The sequence below is a fragment of the Roseovarius arcticus genome (genome assembly GCF_006125015.1).
Lineage (GTDB): Bacteria > Pseudomonadota > Alphaproteobacteria > Rhodobacterales > Rhodobacteraceae > Roseovarius > Roseovarius arcticus.
The window spans coordinates 2,563,044-2,582,019 of record NZ_SZZN01000001.1 but is presented as its reverse complement, the minus strand read 5'-3'; the positions used below and the strand labels follow the sequence as shown (position 1 = coordinate 2,582,019).

Annotated in this window: 18 protein-coding genes and 3 pseudogenes; 12 read left to right on the top strand and 9 right to left on the bottom strand. The window is 55.1% G+C overall.

Annotated features, from left to right (window positions below; genetic code table 11):
* Positions 1–314: 314 nt before the first annotated feature.
* A complete protein-coding gene (locus MK6180000_RS12350; RefSeq protein WP_138935012.1) occupies positions 315–1,349 on the top strand; it encodes an Acg family FMN-binding oxidoreductase in 1,035 nt (344 codons plus the stop codon).
* 39 nt (positions 1,350–1,388) lie between these two features.
* Here MK6180000_RS12350 and MK6180000_RS12345 read toward each other — a convergent pair whose 3' ends face one another.
* Positions 1,389–2,069 (bottom strand): helix-turn-helix domain-containing protein, encoded by a 681-nt coding sequence (locus MK6180000_RS12345; protein ID WP_171054613.1) that lies wholly within the window; start codon positions 2,067–2,069, stop codon positions 1,389–1,391.
* A 165-nt stretch (positions 2,070–2,234) separates the two neighbouring features.
* On the opposite strand from MK6180000_RS12345, the gene MK6180000_RS12340 reads away from it, so the two are divergent.
* Positions 2,235–2,975, top strand: coding sequence for a response regulator (locus tag MK6180000_RS12340; RefSeq protein WP_138935010.1), 741 nt, complete (start codon positions 2,235–2,237; stop codon positions 2,973–2,975).
* Positions 2,976–2,977: 2 nt separating this feature from the next.
* Here MK6180000_RS12340 and MK6180000_RS12335 read toward each other — a convergent pair whose 3' ends face one another.
* On the bottom strand, positions 2,978–4,528 hold the full coding sequence (locus tag MK6180000_RS12335) for a PAS domain S-box protein (protein WP_246040509.1): 1,551 nt from the start codon (positions 4,526–4,528) through the stop codon (positions 2,978–2,980).
* A 128-nt stretch (positions 4,529–4,656) separates the two neighbouring features.
* Here MK6180000_RS12335 and MK6180000_RS12330 point away from each other — a divergent pair.
* A pseudogene (locus MK6180000_RS12330) lies at positions 4,657–5,363 on the top strand (IS6 family transposase).
* Positions 5,364–5,424: 61 nt separating this feature from the next.
* On the opposite strand, the gene MK6180000_RS12325 reads toward MK6180000_RS12330, so the two are convergent.
* The 5 genes and pseudogenes from MK6180000_RS12325 to MK6180000_RS20965 form a co-directional block, all read right to left on the bottom strand.
* Positions 5,425–6,141 (bottom strand): YetF domain-containing protein, encoded by a 717-nt coding sequence (locus MK6180000_RS12325; protein WP_138935009.1) that lies wholly within the window; start codon positions 6,139–6,141, stop codon positions 5,425–5,427.
* A gap of 72 nt (positions 6,142–6,213) precedes the next feature.
* Positions 6,214–6,720, bottom strand: coding sequence for a YciE/YciF ferroxidase family protein (locus MK6180000_RS12320; protein ID WP_138935008.1), 507 nt, complete (start codon positions 6,718–6,720; stop codon positions 6,214–6,216).
* A 280-nt stretch (positions 6,721–7,000) separates the two neighbouring features.
* Positions 7,001–7,489, bottom strand: a pseudogene (locus MK6180000_RS12315) (IS3 family transposase); the annotation flags it as partial.
* 174 nt (positions 7,490–7,663) lie between these two features.
* Complete coding sequence (locus tag MK6180000_RS20690; protein ID WP_246040508.1) at positions 7,664–7,909, bottom strand: EamA family transporter; 246 nt, start codon at positions 7,907–7,909, stop codon at positions 7,664–7,666.
* Positions 7,910–8,014: 105 nt separating this feature from the next.
* Positions 8,015–8,473, bottom strand: a complete 459-nt coding sequence (locus tag MK6180000_RS20965; RefSeq protein ID WP_342777738.1) for an EamA family transporter — start codon at positions 8,471–8,473, stop codon at positions 8,015–8,017.
* Between the two features lie 716 nt (positions 8,474–9,189).
* On the opposite strand from MK6180000_RS20965, the gene MK6180000_RS12305 reads away from it, so the two are divergent.
* The 9 genes and pseudogenes from MK6180000_RS12305 (at position 9,190) to MK6180000_RS12265 (ending at position 16,755) form a co-directional block, all read left to right on the top strand.
* Positions 9,190–9,459 (top strand): DUF5676 family membrane protein, encoded by a 270-nt coding sequence (locus tag MK6180000_RS12305; RefSeq protein WP_212751903.1) that lies wholly within the window; start codon positions 9,190–9,192, stop codon positions 9,457–9,459.
* Entirely contained in the window at positions 9,456–11,210 is a 1,755-nt protein-coding gene (locus MK6180000_RS12300) for a DUF3141 domain-containing protein (RefSeq protein WP_138935007.1), read from the top strand. The genes MK6180000_RS12305 and MK6180000_RS12300 overlap by 4 nt, the downstream gene beginning before the upstream one ends.
* Before the next feature lie 18 nt (positions 11,211–11,228).
* Positions 11,229–11,414 carry a flagellar basal body-associated FliL family protein gene (locus MK6180000_RS12295; protein ID WP_138935006.1) on the top strand — a complete coding sequence of 62 codons (186 nt, stop codon included), beginning with the start codon at positions 11,229–11,231 and terminating at the stop codon, positions 11,412–11,414.
* Positions 11,407–11,820: pseudogene (locus MK6180000_RS20685) on the top strand (acetate/propionate family kinase); the annotation flags it as partial. The gene MK6180000_RS12295 and the pseudogene MK6180000_RS20685, both read left to right, overlap by 8 nt.
* 94 nt (positions 11,821–11,914) lie before the next feature.
* On the top strand, positions 11,915–12,118 hold the full coding sequence (locus MK6180000_RS12285) for a methyltransferase family protein (RefSeq protein ID WP_246040507.1): 204 nt from the start codon (positions 11,915–11,917) through the stop codon (positions 12,116–12,118).
* Between the two features lie 18 nt (positions 12,119–12,136).
* The gene (locus tag MK6180000_RS12280; protein ID WP_138935004.1) at positions 12,137–13,579 is read left to right on the top strand and encodes a YfcC family protein; all 1,443 of its coding nucleotides are present in this window, start codon (positions 12,137–12,139) and stop codon (positions 13,577–13,579) included.
* Between the two features lie 12 nt (positions 13,580–13,591).
* Positions 13,592–14,821 (top strand): arginine deiminase, encoded by a 1,230-nt coding sequence (locus tag MK6180000_RS12275; protein ID WP_138935003.1) that lies wholly within the window; start codon positions 13,592–13,594, stop codon positions 14,819–14,821.
* A gap of 18 nt (positions 14,822–14,839) precedes the next feature.
* Positions 14,840–15,841, top strand: a complete 1,002-nt coding sequence (gene argF / locus MK6180000_RS12270; protein ID WP_138935002.1) for an ornithine carbamoyltransferase — start codon at positions 14,840–14,842, stop codon at positions 15,839–15,841.
* Between the two features lie 2 nt (positions 15,842–15,843).
* Positions 15,844–16,755 carry a carbamate kinase gene (locus tag MK6180000_RS12265; protein WP_138935001.1) on the top strand — a complete coding sequence of 304 codons (912 nt, stop codon included), beginning with the start codon at positions 15,844–15,846 and terminating at the stop codon, positions 16,753–16,755.
* A gap of 126 nt (positions 16,756–16,881) precedes the next feature.
* Here the strand turns inward: MK6180000_RS12265 and MK6180000_RS12260 are convergent, their stop codons facing one another.
* Positions 16,882–17,568, bottom strand: a complete 687-nt coding sequence (locus tag MK6180000_RS12260; RefSeq protein WP_138935000.1) for a DUF6629 family protein — start codon at positions 17,566–17,568, stop codon at positions 16,882–16,884.
* Positions 17,569–17,630: 62 nt separating this feature from the next.
* Positions 17,631–18,935 carry an APC family permease gene (locus MK6180000_RS12255; RefSeq protein ID WP_138934999.1) on the bottom strand — a complete coding sequence of 435 codons (1,305 nt, stop codon included), beginning with the start codon at positions 18,933–18,935 and terminating at the stop codon, positions 17,631–17,633.
* Positions 18,936–18,976 lie beyond the last annotated feature (41 nt).

Here is an 18,976-nt window from a genome sequence, read left to right as displayed (position 1 = left end):
CAAATTGATCGGTGTAACTAGCGTCTAAAGGCCGATGATATCTGCGGTGGCCTCATCGTCAAGCCGCCGACCCAGACACTTCCCAGTTCTTCGGTATCGGCCACACAGTGCCTCACGTCTACACCATCCTGTCCACCAATCCGCGGACTGCCGACAAACCACCATTCCGCTGCAGCTGACGCAAGTTGAAGAAGGTCCGCTCTGAGAACTGAGAAGTTGCTTCCTTCGTTTCATGAATTGCGCAAGATCAAACCTTACTTGTTGAATCGTAGTATCATCATCTCCGAGTAAACACAGTCTTGGAGAGATAATCAGTGTACGGCACAGCGGAAAATCTCTGGTCGCGGAGCTTGGAGGATTTCCCTTTAACCGAACCGCTTGAACAAAAACTCAGGTTTCTAGTAGGGTACGCCACACTTGCCCCCTCTGGCCATAACTCCCAGCCTTGGCAGTTTGGCGTTGGTAGTGATGATATATTCGTTCTCGCTGATCGTATTCGTGCGCTTCCTGTTGTTGACCCGCAGGATCGAGAACTCGCCATCAGTTGCGGTGCAGCAATCGGAACATTAGAGGTGGCTGCCCGGCGGTTCGGGTTAAAAGCGTCCGTCGTGCTTTTGCCTGATGGCGGCAACCCAGACCATCTTGCGCAGATCGCTTTCTCGGATGGTGTGCCGCCTGATGACCACGAAATTGAATTGTTCGACGCAATTCAGGCACGCCGTACAAACCGAACGGCCTATTTTATGGAACAACTACCAAATGAGTTGCTGAGTGAATGCATTGATGTGGTTGCTGGTTCCAGCGTCACCCTCAATTGGATCGAAGATAACGATGCAATGGAGACTGTTGCTGGTCTTGTAGCCGAAGGTGATCAAATCCAGTTTGACGATCCAGCCTTCCGACGCGAACTAGGTTCTTGGGTCCGGTCTTCGGTTCTGGGAAGCAGGGATGGCATGTCGGGTAAGGGCTTTGGAATGCCCGATATTTTGTCGCCTGTAGGACGCTTTGTCATTCGCACATTTGATTTGGGCGACAGTGTCGCGGCGGCTGATCAGAAGAAGATACTGTCGGCCTCGCCTGCTTTGGCAGTAATTAGCAGTACAAATGACGATCCTGAAAGTTGGGTGGAAACCGGTCGCGCCTTGGTTCGAGTGTTGCTGACGCTGACTGCCAAGGGCCTCACAGCGTCATATTTGAATCAACCCATTGAGATCGAAGCGCTACGCCAAAAACTGGCAGAAGCTGTTGGCGTTACCGGACATCCTCAGATTCTTTTACGGGTTGGCAGATCGACCGACGAAATTGATCCGTCGGTCAGGAGAGAATTGGCAGACGTCATTGTAATGTAGCGGGAACCGAGACTTGTTCCGCCACAAGGCATCAACTTCTTAATTTGCCTCGGCCATGGCCATCAAAGCCTCTGGGTTGAGCACAATTATCGACTTTGCGCTTTCCAAAGCGATGATTTCTCTTGCCTTGAACGAGCTAATGGTCCGGCTGACGGTGTAAAGCGTCACACTCAAGAAATCAGCGATATCGGATCGGGTCATCGGAAAATCAAACTGGGTGTAGTTACCCAAAGGTTTGCCCACCCGCTGCATCATCAGGCACAAGAACGACGCCACCTTTTCACTTGCTGTCTTGCCGCCAAGCATCATGAAATGATCCTGCATGGCCGAGATTTCGTCCATCGCTGCCCTGACAAGGCGCAGGTGAAGGAGCGGATCGGCTTCTGAATCCTCCAAATGCTTCACATTGTGGGCAGTCACTGTGGACGGTGTGAGTGCATCGCATTCGGTATGATAGTCGCCGTTGCGGGGGAAACCGATGATGTCGCCAGGGTAGCCGAAAGCGATTATCTGTCTGCGGCCATTTTCAAAGACTTTGCTCAGCAGTAGGACGCCGCTGACAACCTCGTAAACCGCAAGGGCCTCATCCCCCTCATGGAACAGGTTGTCAGAGCATTTCAGCAATTTTGTTTTTTTGCCAATGGACGGTTGAGGTGAAGAAATCGCTAATACCGCATTTACGGTCTTGGTCCCAAAGTCAGTTGCGTTTGTGATGTACATGGTCGTCTCCCTGTTCGCTAAGGAAGAATGTGGCGGGTAATTGTAAGTCGCGAAGCCGCCGCAATGTACTGAATTGTAAAGCTTTGCCATCGCCTTACAGTTCTGTGTAAAATGGGAAAGCGAACAGGCGTCCGGTCATGGGATCGGCGAAGGGCCCCAAAACCAATGAGCACTGACAAAATTCTTGTCGTCGACGACGATCCTAAGATCCGTCTCATGCTGAGGCGATGTCTCGAGAGCGACAGTTATGTCGTGTTCGAGGCAGAGGACGAAGCGAGCACACACAACATCCTCAAATCAGAGGATGTGCAGCTTATTACGCTCGATCTTCAACTTGGTGCGGACAGTGGATTAGAAATTGCAAAGCGCATTCGCCAGACTTCCACCGTGCCAATCATCATTGTAACAGGCCAAAGTGACGTGATTGATCGGGTTGTGGGTCTCGAAGTTGGTGCGGACGATTACATCACCAAGCCATTTCATGTCCGGGAAGTGCTTGCGCGCGTTCGATCCGTGTTGCGTCGTTCGTTGCAAACTGACGTAGCCCCATCAGCAGAGCAGGCAAAGACCGTTGGCGAAGGAAGCGTTACCTTTGACAGTATGACCGCGCATCTTGATCGCTTTGAGCTTCTGGATCGAAACGGCGACATGGCAGAAATGACAAGTGGCGACTTCCGGATGCTGACTGTCTTTCTGCAAAATCCCAAGCGAATAATGTCCCGTGATCGCTTGATGGATCTGTTGAAGGGAACTGATTGGGCCCCGTTAGATCGAACGATCGACAATCAGATCGCGCGTCTTCGAAAGAAGATTGAACGAGACCCAAAATCCCCCCTTCTGATTAAGACCGTGCGAGGTATCGGATACATGTTTGCGGAAGATGTCGCCGTTGGCAAAGCCAAGTAGGGCTATTGATCAAGCGCTTCTCGAATGGCGTCTGTGAGAGCTGCCTGCCGGTAAGGTTTCCGCAGCAGTTTCAAACCGCGCTCAGAGAGCTTGTCACCGTTCATCAACTCCTCTGCGTAGCCTGAAGTAAGCAGAACTTTGACGCCAGGGTAGGTTTTTTGAACGTGTTTTGCGACTTCGTATCCTGTCATCCCGCCGGGCATGACTAAATCGGTGAAGACCAATTCAACATCTGGATGCGCCGCAAGCGTTTCTACTGCAGCGGGGCCGTGGATGGCCTCGATGGTATGGTAACCAAGCGCACTTAGTCGTGCAACGGTCAAGCGCCTGACGCGATCATTATCTTCTACAACAAGGATGGTTTCAGTGGCTAGGGGCGTGGGCTCCACCTTTACGGAGACGTCTTGGACCACATTGGGGACATCTTGGTGTCGCGGAAGGTACAGATTGACGGTCGTGCCCTTGTTGAGCTCGCTGTAAATCGTGATGTGGCCACCCGATTGTTTAGTGAAGCCGTAGACCATCGAAAGGCCCAATCCTGTGCCCTTACCCACATCCTTGGTGGAAAAGAAAGGCTCGAAGACCCGATCAATGATATCGTCGGGAATGCCAGATCCGGTATCCGTCACCGAGATTTGCACGTAGTCCCCTAAGTCCAGCCCAAGCTCATCAGCAATGTAGCTCTCATCGAGCGGCATGTTGCAGGTCTCAATAATCAATCTCCCACCGTCCGGCATGACGTCGCGCGCGTTCACTGCAAGATTGACCAAGGCGCTTTCGAACTGTGCCGGATCAATCTTCACATGCCATGGCGCGCCACCTAATACCGTAGACAGCTCAATCGTCGCACCGAGGGTACGTCGCAGCATGTCGGTCAGTCCCACCGTAAGGCCATTCAGATCGACAACGCGAGGTTCCAAAGGACTGCGGCGCGCAAAGGCCAGCAAGCGATCGGTCAAGCGCGCACCCAGATCGGCGGCCTCTAATGCTTCGGTCACAAGCGCGGAATGCTCGAACTCCCCCGTCTGCATTTCGAACAATTCCAGATTGCCGACAATAATGGTGAGCAAGTTGTTAAAGTCATGGGCGACACCCCCTGTGAGCTGACCAATTGCGTCCATTCTTTGTGCCCGGCGCAGGGCTTGTTCGGCTTCAGTACGGGCTGTTAGATTATGAATAATGCCCGTGAAGAACTTCTCGCCATTTTCCTCGAACTCGCCAACGGATAAATGCATGGGAAAAACACTGCCGTCTTTGCGCTTCCCTGACACATCTCGGCCGATCCCAATGATCTTGCGATGGCCGGTGGTCATATAGTTGTGCAGGTAGCCATCATGTTTGACGCGATGCTCATCAGGCATCAGGAACTTCACGTTCTGGCCAAGGAACTCTTCGGGTGCATACCCAAACAGACGTGCTGCTGCCGGGTTCACTGTGTCGATTGTGCCATCGTGCTGAATGATGATGATGCAATCGACTGCGGAGGACAGAATGGCATGAAGCTTCGCCTCGTGAGGACCCATGCGCGTGTTTGTTGCCTCATCTGATGCCATGGTCTGAATTCCCCCGTAGGGTTCATTCCCCAGCGTGATCTTAACATTAGCTATGCCACATTGAAACGAACGGTTTTGTCAGACGAAACCGACTTGAAGCGGGCAGGGCGGTTTCGTAGCCTCTCTGGATGACAAACCACTCCCGATTTCGGTGCTTCAAAACCAGCCCTGACATTATCCGCCTCGCGGTGATGATGTATGAACGTTTTCCGCTTTCGCTTAGAAATGTGGAGGACCTTATTGAAGAACGCGGCATCGATATCAGCCACGAAACGGTGCGGGTTTAGTGGAACAGATTTGGCCCGATGTTTGCTGCCGAGATCCGGCGGAAACGGGTACAGCAGTTGCGGTCGTATTCGAACTGGCAGCGGCACCTGGACGAGGTTTTCGTAAAGATCAGTGGGGAGACCCACTACCTTTAGCGGGCTGGGGATCACTAAGGGGTAATGCTGGAAAGCTATGTGACCAAACGCCGTGATCGCAAAGCCGCATTGAAATTCCTCAGGAAAACCATGAAACGCCATGGCAAGGTTGAGGTGCTCGTCACCGACAAACTGCGTTCCTACGGCGCGGCGATGAAGGTCATTGGCACGTAGACAAACAGGAAACTGGCCGCTGGCTCAACAACAGGGCGGAGAATTCACACCTGCCGTTCCGACGACGAGAACGGGCCATGCTCCGCTTTCGGCGCGTGCGAAGTCTGCAGAAATTTGTCGCCGTCCACGCCTCCGTTCACAACCATTTCAATCAGGAGCGCAGCTTCTACAGCCGGTCAAATTTCAAGCTGAACCGTGCCGCCGCTCTTGCCGCGTGGCGCGACCTTTGTGCGGCGTAACAGATTGCCGATACCGGAAAACTGAGACGAATTCGCATTCGTCTGACACCAACATTGACAGCTAAGTGTCGTTTCGTGCGGCCAAGGTCGCGGGGGTCCAAACCGTGCCGCCGCAGTGCGGACAAGCGATCGGCGTTCTGCCGAGCACGTCGGTAACCGTGCCGCACTCACAGCAGGCCATTGATATGTCATCAACCACCGTGCCGGGGCCAAACATTGCCGGAGGATAGACATCCCAAGCGGGTTCGATCGGCAGTCCGGTTTGCGGGGGCTTTGAGCGGAAGATGCTGAAGCGCCCGGAGGATTCGAGATAGGCTTGGCGCACCTCGCCCAAGTTGACGAACCCGGCTTCCCGCAGACTTTCAAAAAGCTCGCTTTTGCCGATCTTGCTGCCATGCAGGGTGCGGACATTCACGACCCCCGCGCGAACGACTTCTGCGGTCAGGCCATCGACGAATTTCTCGGCTGTTCGGTGACGGTAGATCAGGATGTCGAGGATCTTATTGATGACCACCACGACGGTAATAACCAGCATGGCCTGACACAGTGGCACTTCGGGATAAAACATCGCGTCGCCCACGGCGGACCCAAGAGCAATGACCAGTAGAAACTCCACGGTCGACATCTGTGCGATGCCGCGCCCACCGACCCACCTGATGAGTAGCAGTGCATACGCATAGACTACACATGTGCGAAATACGATTTCGAGGTAAAAAAGTGCCGGATCAGTCCCGAAGAACATCCGTGACAGATCAAACGGAACGATCAAATCTTCCACAGACTGCCATCCTGATTCTGGCGTTTAGACGAGGTGGGCAAGAAACCTCGCCCATCTCTAAGTTTTGGAATCTCAGGCGTCGGTCGGAGTTTTTGCAGCGTCGTTTACGGTCCTGTCAGCTAGTTTGGTCAGGTCCGCATCGGTCTTCCACTCTTGCTGCAAAGTCTCGTCGAGCAGCTGCGCCGCGTCGTCCATGCCAAGCTCCTTCGCCCAGCGGTGGAGTGTGCCATATCGGGTGATTTCATAGTGTTCCACGGCCTGAGCCGCGGATATGAGGCCCGCGTCAAGAGCCGGGCTACCCTTGAATTCATCCATGATGTCTTCGGCTTCGGAAATGATGCCTTCGATAGCATCACATGTCTTACCGCGGGCAGGTTTACCAAGGATTTCAAACACCTTCTGCAATCTTTCAATCTGCTCCTCAGTTTCGGCGTGGTGTTTGTCGAATGCAGCAACCAGCTTGTCGTCGGTCGCAGCGCGTTTCATTTTAGGTAGGGCCTTCAATATCTTACGCTCGGCGTAATAGATGTCTTTTAACGTGTCCAAAAACAAGTCTTCCAAGGTTTTCATCTTAGCCATTGTCGCATCCTCATTGCTGTTACCGCATGTCAATTGCGGATGTCCTGTAGCAGAGACAGAACGCCGAGCGCAGTCAGCCGTTCCCTATTGCTTGGAGAGAAGGCGAAAAAAACATATGCTGACGACATGGAAAGGCATCAATGGCTTAGCTAGGTAAATGTTGCAGTTGCAGAAATCCGTATTTTTTGCCAACTAACTCGGTCTGGCCACCGGCCGAAGGTGCCATTGGCGCATGTTGCGGCGACCGACTTTCTTATAAACAATGTGAATAGCCTTTAGTTTATTGGACGCCTTGCCGCTTCCGCTGTTGTTGCCGTTCAAAGTCTGCTGGCGACAACATGCCATTCCTAACGTGGTTGCGCTTAGGATTGTAGAACATCTCGATGTAGCCGAACACATCAGATCTTGCGTCTTCTCTGGTTTTGTATGTCCTGCGGCGAATGCGTTCGCGTTTCAGCAGATTGAAGAAGCTTTCCGCAACCGCGTTGTCATGGCAGTTTCCGCGTCTGCTCATGCTGTGTTCCAAGTTGTGGTGCCTAAGAAATGATGCCTAATCTATGCTGGTGAACTGTGAACCCTGATCGGAATGCACTAAGATTTTGTGAGTTGGCTTACGTCGCCAAACAGCCATGAGCAACGCCTGCAACACGAGATCTGTTGGTTGTCGACTCTACATCGCCCATCCGACAATACGTCGCGAAAACAGATCGATCACGACCGCCAGATACGAGAACCCTTCGTGCGTTTTGATGTAGGTGTCTGACGTCAGCACTTGTGGGTCCAAATAGCGGTATTTGATAAGAGAGATGCGGTCATCCGGCTGAGTCGCCGCCATATTGGTAGCTATCAGTAACCCTATGGAGATGACCCATGAAACATTATGCTGGCCTTGATGTATCCCTTGATTCCACCGCTGTGTGTGTTCATGACTTAGATGGAGAAATCAACACACTCCAATTATCAGTCCAAAGATTGGCGCAAGAAAGCTGAACGCGTTGGCCTGATTGAGTGGAACCTCAGTCAACACAGACATCCAGAGAACATACACCAGAGCTGAGCCTAACAACGCCAACGTCAACAAGACCACGACAAATGTAAACGACCATTGAATCGCTGCGGGATCCTCGGTCATGCCGGCAAGAACGGCCAGCGGCACACTACCGATTAACAATTGCAGCCCCATCGCCATGTATGGGTCGATCCGACCCGCGATTTTTTAATCATCACGTTGCTAACCGTGATTCCGAGGGCTGCGCGCATAATGTATGCGACTCCGAGCAGGTAGCTGGCTTGATCACCGGCAAACACCTGCGGAGCAGCGATCACCACGATGCCGAGAAACCCGATGAAAAGTCCTGCTTTCCCTCCGGGTTGTAAACGCTCGCCCAGTACGATGCCTCCGAGGCCTGCTGCCAATCAACGGTTGCGTGTTTGCGATGACGGTCGCGATTCCCGGCGAAACAAATTCAGCCGCATGAAACATACCCATAAAACCGAAGCTGCTAGCGCCGACTCCCATGACAGACAATGATGCCCATGCACCAATGCCGCGCGGAACCGGCCGGTTTAGAAGGCAGGCTAGAGCGACCAGCACTAGGCCAGAAATCACCGCGCGCAGCGTTGCAAAGTGAGGTGTGGTGCCAGCGCAATCCCGACAGTCAATAGCGGAAAACAGGTGCCCAGAATAACATTTCCGCCATAATTTTGGAGATCGATAAAGCACTAATTTGTGTGCGGCGCTTGAAGCCCTCATGAATGAATTCCAGCACATACCAAATATCATTCGGATTTCACCGGCGCGAGTGTCAGGACCACAAGGCGACAGAAACAGTGTTTAGCATGGTTGGGGCGAAAGAGCCGACTTAGTCTGGGAACACCCGATTTCGGCTGCGATATCTGAAGGTGTTTGCCCCTGCAATTCGGATCGTGCAAGGATACTGGCGTCGTCAGATCCCATAGGGCTGAAAAGCGCCCGAACTAGTTCATGGAATAGCATCGCCACTTCCGCCTCCTCGGGAGCCTCCAAATCCGGCACACCGCATCTCCATAACAGGGGCGTATAATCAAGTAGCGTCAGGCCTTCGCAATTGCTCTGCCTCATCTTGGACTACTCCTGATTTGACACCTCTTTCACAGAGTCTGACGGTCGGCGGAGTGTTCTGTTACGAGATATTTTCTCTTCCGCTAGAAAGCCACAGAGCGAAACCTGTGGGCCGCATGGTTTGTAACATCTTTCAGGCTCCAGCGTCGGGACGGCATCTGCCGAATCAAACCCATGCCAATGGCCACAAGATTACATTGGGCCATGCATCACCGGTTGCTTGACAACCGAAGGCTAGCTGAAACGCCTTAAGGGTTTTGCACCCTGACGCTGTAATGAATTTCAACTCACAACGTCTCAATACTGAACCACTCGAAACTTAAGGCTCGCCATGCCCGCGCGACCTCGCCTGTGAAAGAGCACGCCATATGTCAGCTTCAAACCACATCCAGATCTATCCCGTCGCCATGTCCCTTGGCGTTCTGCTGGCACTGAGCTTTGCGCTGTGTGTCGTGTTCGGACTGCTCTTCCCGGGGGGCACTATGTACCAGGCGTGGTTGCCTTTGCTGCCTGGTGTGAGCTGGATCAGCTGGACGAGCGCCGTGCTAGGGCTTGTCGAAAGCTTTGCATATGGCTGGTACATCGCCGTGATCGTTGTGCCCGCATTTAACTTCTTTGCAAAAAGGGCAACGCCATGAACACTATCGCTGCGATTACCGCTCTCGTTCCTGCAAGCGCGAACGTGTCAACTTCATCTACCGACAAACCTGCCCTTCAGGAAGATCCGGCGGCATACGGTCGTGATCTCTGGGAGCGCTCGGTACTGTTTCTGGACACGCTACGCGAACGAGCCGACAACATGATCGCGCATGAACGCGCCGGAATGCCGCCACTGCTGGATTTCAAGTATGAAACACTGCTGGATGCAAGGCAGTTCGACCAACCGGCCAATTATGCACTTCTCAGGATCACCGAGGTCGAGGACAATTGCTGGGACGATTGCGTCGATGCCGCAAAGCCGCCAGTCATTGTGATGGACCCCCGTGCAGGCCACGGACCGGGCATTGGTGGTTTCAAGCGAGACAGCGAGGTCGGCATGGCGATGGCCGAAGGTCATCCTGTTTATTTCGTCATCTTCTTTCCTAAGCCCGCCCCGAACCAGACTCTTGAGGATGTCCTCTACGCGTTGCGCCGTTTTGTCGAAGAGGTCTCGGCCCGACACGATGGCGCGGCCCCCGTTCTCTATGGCAATTGCCAAGCAGGCTGGGCTGTCACGCTGCTCGCGGCTCATTGTGAAGGATTGGCAGGGCCAGTTGTCCTGAACGGCTCGCCTCTGTCTTACTGGGCAGGCGAAGAAGGCGTGAACCCGATGCGCGTGTCCGGCGGGTTGCTGGGTGGGGCCTGGTTGGCCCATCTAACAGCCGATCTGGGCGACGGGAACTTTGATGGCGCTTGGCTGGCACAGAATTTCGAGAGCTTAAAACCCGAAAAGGCAGTCTGGGAAAAATACGCCAACCTGCTCACAAATGTCGATACCGAGCGCGACCGCTTTCTTGACTTCGAGCGCTGGTGGAACGGGTTTTACACCCTAAGCCGCCCGGAGATCCTTTCGATCACCCAGAACCTCTTCATTGGCAACCAATTGGAAAATGGAGAAATGGCGATCGGCGATCACTGCGTAGCCGACCTGCGCAAGATCAAGAACCCGATGATCGTCTTTGCCTCCTATGGTGACAACATCACGCCACCGGCGCAGGCATTGAGCTGGATTCCAGCAGTCTACAAGGACACTGCGGACTTAAAGGCGGCGGACCAACGCATTGTCTATTTGACCAATACCCATGTTGGACATCTAGGGATCTTTGTCTCCGCTTCGGTGGCCAAACTGGAGCACCGCGCCATACTGGAAAGTCTGGACCGGATCAAAAAGCTGAAACCCGGTCTTTACGAGATGAAGATCGACAACCCGTCCGGTGATCCCGATTGCCACGCACCGCACTACAAGGTTCGGTTCGAAGCACGAAAGGTGAGCGACCTTGCACAAGAGGTGCCCGAACAGGCGTTCGATAAGGTCCGGCGCGTGTCGGAGATGAACGAGGCGTTCTATTCCACCTTTGTCAGCCCTTGGGTGCAGATGATGACGACCTCGGCCAGCGCCGAGATGTTGAAACTGATGCATCCCATGCGCACCAGCCGCCTGATGTTTTCAGAGAAGTACAATCCCTGGATGCGCCTGATCCGGCAGACGGCGGACAGCATCGCCGAGACTCGCACGCCACTGGAGCCAGACGATCCGATGATGGTGCGCGAGCGGGCGAGCTTCGAGGCGGTAGGAAATGCCATCGAACGCGCGCGCGTCGCTCGCGACGCCGAGCATGAACGGACGTTCAGGGCCATTTACGGTAGCGACAAGTCAGACATCGACAATGCCCCCCACGTGCCCGTTTGACTGGAAAGGAGACGCGAAATGCAATGGGTTTACGAGAATTGGCTGCTGCTGCTCGTGGGTGGCGGAATGATCGCCATGCATTTGTTTGGTCACGGTCATGGACACAAGAGTGGGCGGAAAAATGCGCATCACCACTCGACGAAAAAAACTGCAGCGAGCGACTTGAAAACGACCGGTCGATCAAAGGAAGGTTCCAATGACTGAACGGGGCACCCTGACACTCAACGCGGGCTCTTCCTCGCTCAAGTTTGCGCTGTTCACTACCTCTGGTCATCCAAGACGACTGTGGTCGGGGGCGATTGACCGGATCGGACTGCCGGGTGCGCATTTCCTGCTGAACGATGCACGCAGAACGGTCCTGATCGACGAACCGGGCTCGATCGACAACCATAGGACAGCGCTGACCCGGCTGCTTCAGGCCATTGCAAATCTACCAGGATCACTGGATCTAGTTGCTGTCGGGCACCGTTTTGTTCATGGCGGTTCGGAATGCTACTGCCCCAAGCGCGTCACGCCCGCCCTTGTGGCGCGGCTGCGTCGACTGAGGGCGCTAGCACCGCTTCACATGCCAGCCAACCTTGCGGGCATCAAAGCAGTGCAGGAGGCGCGGCCCGATTTGCCGCAAGTGACCTGCTTTGATACCTCGTTTCATCAGCACATTGGCGACCGCCGGTCCCTATGCATGGGTCCGTCATCCGCAATATGTGGGCTTCGTTCTGGTTCTAACGGGTTTCCTGCTTCAGTGGCCCACCTTGCTGACACTTGCGATGTATCCGGTGCTGATCTGGATGTATGTGCGGCTGGCCCACGCTGAGGAGCGGGAAACCCGGACAACATTCGATACGCAGTTCGACGCGTATGCGGCCCGCGTTCCGAACCTCACACCAACACATAGCGCAACTCAGTAGCAACAAGGAAGTGATCCCATGAGCGACCAGAAAATCAGCCCCGATCCGGAGGTTGGAGGCATAGCGTCTCGGTTTCCAACTGCTTACACTATCCTTTTTGCGTTGATTGCCATTGTTGCCGCTCTGACTTGGGTCATTCCTGCGGGACAGTATGACCGCGCGATGAACGAGGAGGTGGGCCGCGAGGTTGCGGTGCCAGGTACCTATCAGACGGTTGAATCCAACCCGCAGGGGCTGATCGACGTGATGCTGGCACCTACGGCCGGCTTTTACGATCCCGACAGCTATGCCGCAAACGCAATCGACGTGGCGCTGTTCGTCCTTTTCCTGGGCGGGTTCCTCGGCGTAGTGAATGCGACCGGCGCCATTAATACCGGCATCCGGGCCGCAATGCAAAAACTGAAGGGTCGGGAAATCTGGATGATCCCGATCCTAATGTCGCTTTTCGCGCTTGGCGGAACGACCTACGGAATGGCCGAAGAGACGCTGGCCTTTTATGCGATCCTCGTGCCGGTGATGATCGTCGCGGGCTACGATGCCGTCACGGGTGTAGCGATCATCCTGATCGGTGCGGGCATTGGGGTGATGGGATCCACCATTAATCCCTTTGCCACGATTATCGCGGCCAATGCCTCGGGTATTCCGTTCACTGACGGGCTGATCCTTCGGCTGGTGATCCTGTTGGGCGGACTGGCGATCTCGATCGGTTATGTCATGCGCTATGCGATGAAGGTGCAAAAAGTCCCGAGCAAGTCTGTGGTCGCAAGACAGCGGGAAGCGCATCACAAGGCTTTCATCAAAGAAGATGCGATTGCCGACTCGACGCTTTCCGGCTTGCAAAGCATCGTTCTGATCCTGTTCGGCGCAACCTTTGCGGTGATGATTTGGGGCGTGTCCAGCCAGGGCTGGTGGATGGCGCAGATGGGTGGGCTGTTCCTTGGTGCGGCCGTTGTAATCGGCCTGATCGCCCGCTTGGGCGAAAAGGGACTGACAGGTGCCTTCGTGGACGGCGCACGCGATCTTCTGGGTGTCGCCTTGGTGATCGGCCTTGCCCGCGGCATCGTCGTGATCATGGAGCAGGGGCTGATCGCCGACACGATTCTGAACGCGGCCGCTAACACGCTTGGCGGGTTACCCGAATTGGCCTTCATCAACACCATGTTCGCCATTGAGGTCGGGATGAGCTTTTTCGTGCCATCCTCCTCAGGCCTTGCGGTGCTGTCGATGCCTATCCTAGCACCGCTCGCCGATTTTGCGGGTGTCGGGCGTGACCTTGTGGTGACAGCCTATCAGTCGGCTAACGGCCTCGTGAATCTGGTCAACCCGACCTTCGCGGTGGTAATCGGCGGCCTCGCCATCGGGCGCGTCCCGTTCGAGCGCTGGATCGTATTCATCTGGCCGTTGCTCTTCATTCTGACCCTTTTCCTCATGGCGACACTCAGCCTTGCCACATTTTTTTAATCGGAGAAAATCATGACTGACCATAAGCTTGGCGTACATTCGGAAGCTGGAAAACTGCGGCAGGTGATCGTTTCGCCCCCCGGCCTCGCCCACCGCCGTCTGACACCGGACAATCGCGAAGACCTGCTGTTCGACGATGTGTTCTGGGTCAAGCAGGCGATAAAGGATCACGCTGTTTTTGCGGGTATCATGCGCGACGAAGGTGTCGAGGTGCTCGACGCCATGGTCCTTCTGGCCGAAACGCTCGACGTCCCCGACGCGCGCGCCTGGGTTTTGGACCACCGCATCACACGCAATGATGTGGGCGTTGGAATGCGTGATGACATTCGGTCCTGGATGGAGAAATTGCCGGGTGCCGACCTCGCGCGGTTCTTGGTTGGTGGCATCACGGTGGGCGATCTTCCGTTCACGCCCTCGGGCATGTTCGGCAGCTATCTGGGGCATGACGGTTTTGTCCTGCCGCCGCTGCCAAACTTCATCTTTCCACGTGACAACTCGGCCTGGGTCTATGGCGGCGTGACGTTGAACCCGATGCATTTCGAGGCACGGCGACCCGAAACTCTGCTCTTGGCTGCGGTTTATCAATTCCATCCGTCATTCGCAGGCAAGGTCAGGGTCTGGTTCGGTGATCCGACTCAGGAGTTCGGCGCGGCCACGCTGGAAGGCGGCGACATCATGCCAATCGGGCATGGTGTGGTCATGGTTGGCATGGGAGAACGCTCGACCCCGCAGGCCGTCGGACAACTCGCCGAGGCCTTGTTCAAGGGCGGCGATGTTCACCGGGTCATCGCCTGCCAGATGCCCCGCTCGCGCGCGGCTATGCATCTCGACACGGTGTTTACGCATTGTGGCGGCGATGTTGTTACTACCTTCAAGGAAGTGGCCGATGCGATCACCAGTTACGATCTGCGCCCAGGTTCAGGCAAGACACCGCTCGATATTCGTCGCGATGCCCGTCACCTGTTCGAGATCACTGCCGAGATCCTTGACCATAAGAAACTGCACCTCGTGCCCACGGGCGGTTCTGATGCAGCTGAGCAATCTCGCGAGCAATGGAATGACGGTAACAACGTGCTAGCACTGCGTCCGGGCGTCGTCGTCGGTTACGACCGCAATGACGATACGAACGCCGCGCTGAAAGATGCCGGCATCGAAGTGTTGGCCATCCCCGGTGCCGAACTGGGCCGTGGCCGTGGTGGTAGCCATTGCATGAGCTGCCCTACCATCCGCGACGCAATCTAAAAAAAGAGAGGGAACCCCATGTCCTACAACCTGAGAAACCGGCACTTCCTGACCCTGCGCGACTTCAGCCCGCCGGAAATAGGCTTTCTGCTGAAACTGTCTGCCGATCTGAAGGCGGCGAAATACGGTGGCTACGAGGTGCCGCGCCTGACCGGTAAGGAGATCGCGCTGATCTTTGAAAAGGACAGTACCCGGACCCGTGTCGGCTTTGAGGTGGCCGCACACGATCAAGGCGCGCATGTCACCTATCTCGGCCCGTCCGGATCGCATCTGGGCAAGAAGGAGACTATCAAGGATACCGCCCGCGTGCTGGGCCGGGTTTATGACGCGATCGAATATCGTGGCTTTGGTCATCCCATCGTCGAGACGCTAGCTAAATACGCGGGAGTGCCCGTCTACAACGGATTGACCGACGAATTTCACCCTACCCAGATCCTCGCTGATTTCCTGACGATGTCAGAGCATTCCGACAAACCTTTGCGCCAGATATCCTATGCTTTCCTCGGAGATGCGGGAAACAACATGGGCGACAGTCTGCTGATCGGCGGCGTCAAGATGGGTATGGACGTCCGCCTGTGTGCGCCCAAGGTCTGCTGGCCAGATCAGGCGATACAGGACGAAGCGCAGCAGATCGCCAAAGAGACCGGCGCGCAGATCACGATCACCGACGATGTGACGAAGGCGGTCAAGGACGTCGATTTCATCTACACTGATGTCTGGCTGTCGATGGGCGAGTCGAAAGATAAATGGGAGGAGCGAATTCGACAGCTGCTTCCTTATCAGGTCAACTCTGGCGTCATGGCGCAAACTGGCAACCCGCTTACCAACTTCATGCATTGCCTCCCCGCCTTCCACAATACCGACACCGAGGTCGGGACCGAGATCGCCAAGCGCTTCGATATCACCGCGATGGAAGTGACCGAAGAGGTCTTCGAAAGCGCAGCCTCCATCGTGTTCGACCAAGCCGAGAACCGGTTGCACACCATAAAGGCGGTCCTTGTCGCCACGTTGGGGGGCTAGGAATGCTGGTCGTCGCAGCCCTTGGTGGCAATGCTTTGTTAAAGCGTGGAGAGCCAACGACAGCCGCGAACCAGCGTAGGAACGTGCAGATCGCAGCGCAGTCCCTCGCTGAGGTGCTACGTGCTGGGCACAGGTTGGTGATCACGCATGGCAACGGGCCGCAGGTCGGTCTGCTGGCGCTTCAAAACCCATCTGAGGATGGTTATCCGCTGGACATTCTGGGAGCGGAAACGGCGGGAATGATCGGTTATCTCATCGAACAGGAGCTCGAAAATGTCTTAGACCACGACCGCCCTGTCGCCACGTTGCTGACGCAGGTTGTGGTAGACCGCAACGATCCAGCATTCCAAGTGCCAACGAAGTTCGTTGGGCCAGTTTATAACCTCAAGCAGGCGCAGACCATGGCCGACGCCAACGGCTGGAAGATTGGTCAGGATGGCCCAAAGTGGCGACGCGTCGTTGCCTCGCCGACGCCGCGTGAAATCCCCGACACCCGCGTTATAAGGTTGTTGCTCGATGCCGGCGTCGTGGTCATCTGCACCGGCGGTGGCGGCATTCCGGTGATCCGGCGGGACGACGGCAGTCTGTCCGGGGTCGAAGCAGTAGTGGACAAGGATGCGTCAAGCGCCCTACTTGCCGAATCGCTGGGTGCAGACGTGCTATTACTGTTGACCGATGTTGATGCAGTTTACAGAGATTTCGGATCGGAGAACGCCGCAAAACTATCATGGCTTTCGCCCCAGGACGCTTTGCAATTCGATGCGCCCGCAGGATCGATGGCCCCAAAACTAGCGGCTGCAGCGGCATTTTCCGAAACAGGTGGATTGGCAGGTATCGGGCGATTGCGGGACGCGAACGAGATCATAAACAAGGCAGCCGGCACCCGTGTTTCCAAACACGATCCAGGCCGGTGAGAAAGGAACAGTTCGAAGATCAGAAAATGAGATGGGAACATCTTAGATGTAGAGCGTTGTCCATTGGTGCGTCACAGGCGATCACTGCACTCTTGTCTATAAGTAAGACCGCGATGCAAGCCGGAACTAGGCAAACAAAATCGGGCATTCCCGCGCGCATTTATTGCGCAGGATTATGTAGATCAGGTGCAGCGTGCCAAGCCCAGCCAGCAGGCAGAAAAACGAAATATAGGCATACCGAAGAAACAGAATGTCGACGACAACTACGGTCACAATGGTCAGCGCGAACCAGCGCATGTGCAGATATGTAGAAATCAGTGGCGGCACAATGATCAAGAACAGGTAGAGCGCATAGGTCATCCCACGTGGCATCAGATAATCCAGGAGCATCGTGCCCTCATAGGCCAGTGAATCCTGATTGACTGTAACCTCGATCCACTCTGGATTCACTAAGTGCGGCACGTAAAGCGCCAGCCCGAAGGCAAGTCCCGCTAATGTCAGCGCCAACATAAAGGGCCGACGACGACTGCCATTTGGCTCCAGAACGTAGCTGGCAAGCGGAATCCAGAACGGCCACATGAACCAAGTGAAAAAGATGAACCCCAAAGCGCCCAGCAGTGTCGTCCCGGGATTGCCGGTATTTACGCCCCACCAGACGTTGCCTTCCATGAACTGTTGCAGGCCAGCGAATAGCGGCATCAGAGCAATCAGCAGGTACCGCTTGTTGATCTGCCATGCCCTGACAACCGAAAGGGTGCCACCCCCGACAAGAAAAACGCTTGCCGTGAAACTTACAGTTTGGGAAAGGCACATTTTGCGAAACCTCGTTATGTTTCTTCGGCTACGCTAGTGCGCTAGTAACATACTTCGACCTGTTACGCTGTCCAGCGTGACAGATATATCCGCTCGTAGGTAAAGACCGCCATGATCCCGACTGCGGCATAAAGCACTATCATGGGATCCGATCCCAGCTTCATCCACGTGAACGCGACCAGAACGGTCGCGTCAAAAGCTAGCGCCATCAGAATGATGGCCCCGTTCGCACCGATCTCATGCCGGAGGTGACGAAACACACCCAAATGCACCAACATGTCCATAATTAGGTAGAAGAACGCACCAAGTGACGCGATGCGGCTCAAGTCAAAAAATACCGCCAGCGTGGACGCAAGGACTACGGTGTAGACCAGCGTGTGGCTGCGGATCGGGCCGGACATACCAAAGTGGCTGTGTGGGATCATCTTCATCTCTGTCAGCATTGCGAGCATGCGCGAAACGGCAAAGACGCTGGCCAGAACCCCGGACGCGGTGGCCACTGCAGCTAGAACAACCGTAAAATAAAACCCAAATTGACCCAGTGCCGGCGACGCAGCCTCGGCAAGCGAATAGTCCTTTGCGGCCACGATCTGATCAATGGTCAGGTTGGACCCGACGGCAAGGGCGACTAGCAGATAGACCACAACGCAGATTGTGATTGAGATCATGATGGTGCGCCCCACGTTGCGGTGCGGGTCGGTGATTTCCCCACCGCTGTTGGTAATTGTGGTGAAGCCTTTGAACGCCAAGATCGACAGCGCCACAGAGGCTATAAAGCCGGTGACGTCAAATCCACCGTCGCTGCTGCTGGCGTCAGGAAAGCTGAAGCCGCCGGACCACAGAGCAACGATGCCGAACAGAGCGATGCCGCCGATCTTAACAATAGCCATAATAATAGAGAGAAGGCCCACTGATCGGTTTCCCGAGATATTCACGAGAAATGCGAATAAGATAACCCCAACCGCCAACACCGGTACAAGTGGGCCGCCCGAAATGTCGAAGGGACGCAATACATAGGTGGCAAAGGTCCGCGCCACTAGGCTTTCCGATATCACCATTGATAATGTCATCAAGAGCGCGGCGGCGGCGGCAATGGCACCTGGTCCATAAGCCTTTTGCAGGATCATCGCGATGCCGCCGGATGAGGGCCAAGTATTCGACATCTTGATGTAGCTGTAGGCGCTAAAGGACGTGATGATGGCACCAAGCACGAATGACAGAGCGAAATAGGGGCCAGCCAGCTGCGCGATCTGACCGGTCAGTGCAAAAATGCCCGCACCGATCATCACGCCTGTGCCCATACCGACGGCGCCACCCAGACTGATCGAGCCCTTTTTTAACGTATCGTCATCGTGTGAATGGGTCATGCATCTGCCTCGATCTTAGTCTTTTCGATTGGTTATACCGG

Excerpts from the sequence above, each read along its gene's own strand:
- MK6180000_RS12345 (WP_171054613.1), bottom strand. The coding sequence starts at position 2,069 with ATGTACATCACAAACGCAACTGACTTTGGGACCAAGACCGTAAATGCG.
- MK6180000_RS12340 (WP_138935010.1), top strand. The coding sequence starts at position 2,235 with ATGAGCACTGACAAAATTCTTGTCGTCGACGACGATCCTAAGATCCGT.
- MK6180000_RS12335 (WP_246040509.1), bottom strand. The coding sequence starts at position 4,528 with ATGGCATCAGATGAGGCAACAAACACGCGCATGGGTCCTCACGAGGCG.
- MK6180000_RS12320 (WP_138935008.1), bottom strand. The coding sequence starts at position 6,720 with ATGGCTAAGATGAAAACCTTGGAAGACTTGTTTTTGGACACGTTAAAA.
- MK6180000_RS20690 (WP_246040508.1), bottom strand. The coding sequence starts at position 7,909 with ATGGCGATGGGGCTGCAATTGTTAATCGGTAGTGTGCCGCTGGCCGTT.
- MK6180000_RS20965 (WP_342777738.1), bottom strand. The coding sequence starts at position 8,473 with ATGAGGGCTTCAAGCGCCGCACACAAATTAGTGCTTTATCGATCTCCA.
- MK6180000_RS12305 (WP_212751903.1), top strand. The coding sequence starts at position 9,190 with ATGTCAGCTTCAAACCACATCCAGATCTATCCCGTCGCCATGTCCCTT.
- MK6180000_RS12300 (WP_138935007.1), top strand. The coding sequence starts at position 9,456 with ATGAACACTATCGCTGCGATTACCGCTCTCGTTCCTGCAAGCGCGAAC.
- MK6180000_RS12295 (WP_138935006.1), top strand. The coding sequence starts at position 11,229 with ATGCAATGGGTTTACGAGAATTGGCTGCTGCTGCTCGTGGGTGGCGGA.
- MK6180000_RS12280 (WP_138935004.1), top strand. The coding sequence starts at position 12,137 with ATGAGCGACCAGAAAATCAGCCCCGATCCGGAGGTTGGAGGCATAGCG.
- MK6180000_RS12275 (WP_138935003.1), top strand. The coding sequence starts at position 13,592 with ATGACTGACCATAAGCTTGGCGTACATTCGGAAGCTGGAAAACTGCGG.
- argF (WP_138935002.1), top strand. The coding sequence starts at position 14,840 with ATGTCCTACAACCTGAGAAACCGGCACTTCCTGACCCTGCGCGACTTC.
- MK6180000_RS12265 (WP_138935001.1), top strand. The coding sequence starts at position 15,844 with ATGCTGGTCGTCGCAGCCCTTGGTGGCAATGCTTTGTTAAAGCGTGGA.
- MK6180000_RS12260 (WP_138935000.1), bottom strand. The coding sequence starts at position 17,568 with ATGTGCCTTTCCCAAACTGTAAGTTTCACGGCAAGCGTTTTTCTTGTC.
- MK6180000_RS12255 (WP_138934999.1), bottom strand. The coding sequence starts at position 18,935 with ATGACCCATTCACACGATGACGATACGTTAAAAAAGGGCTCGATCAGT.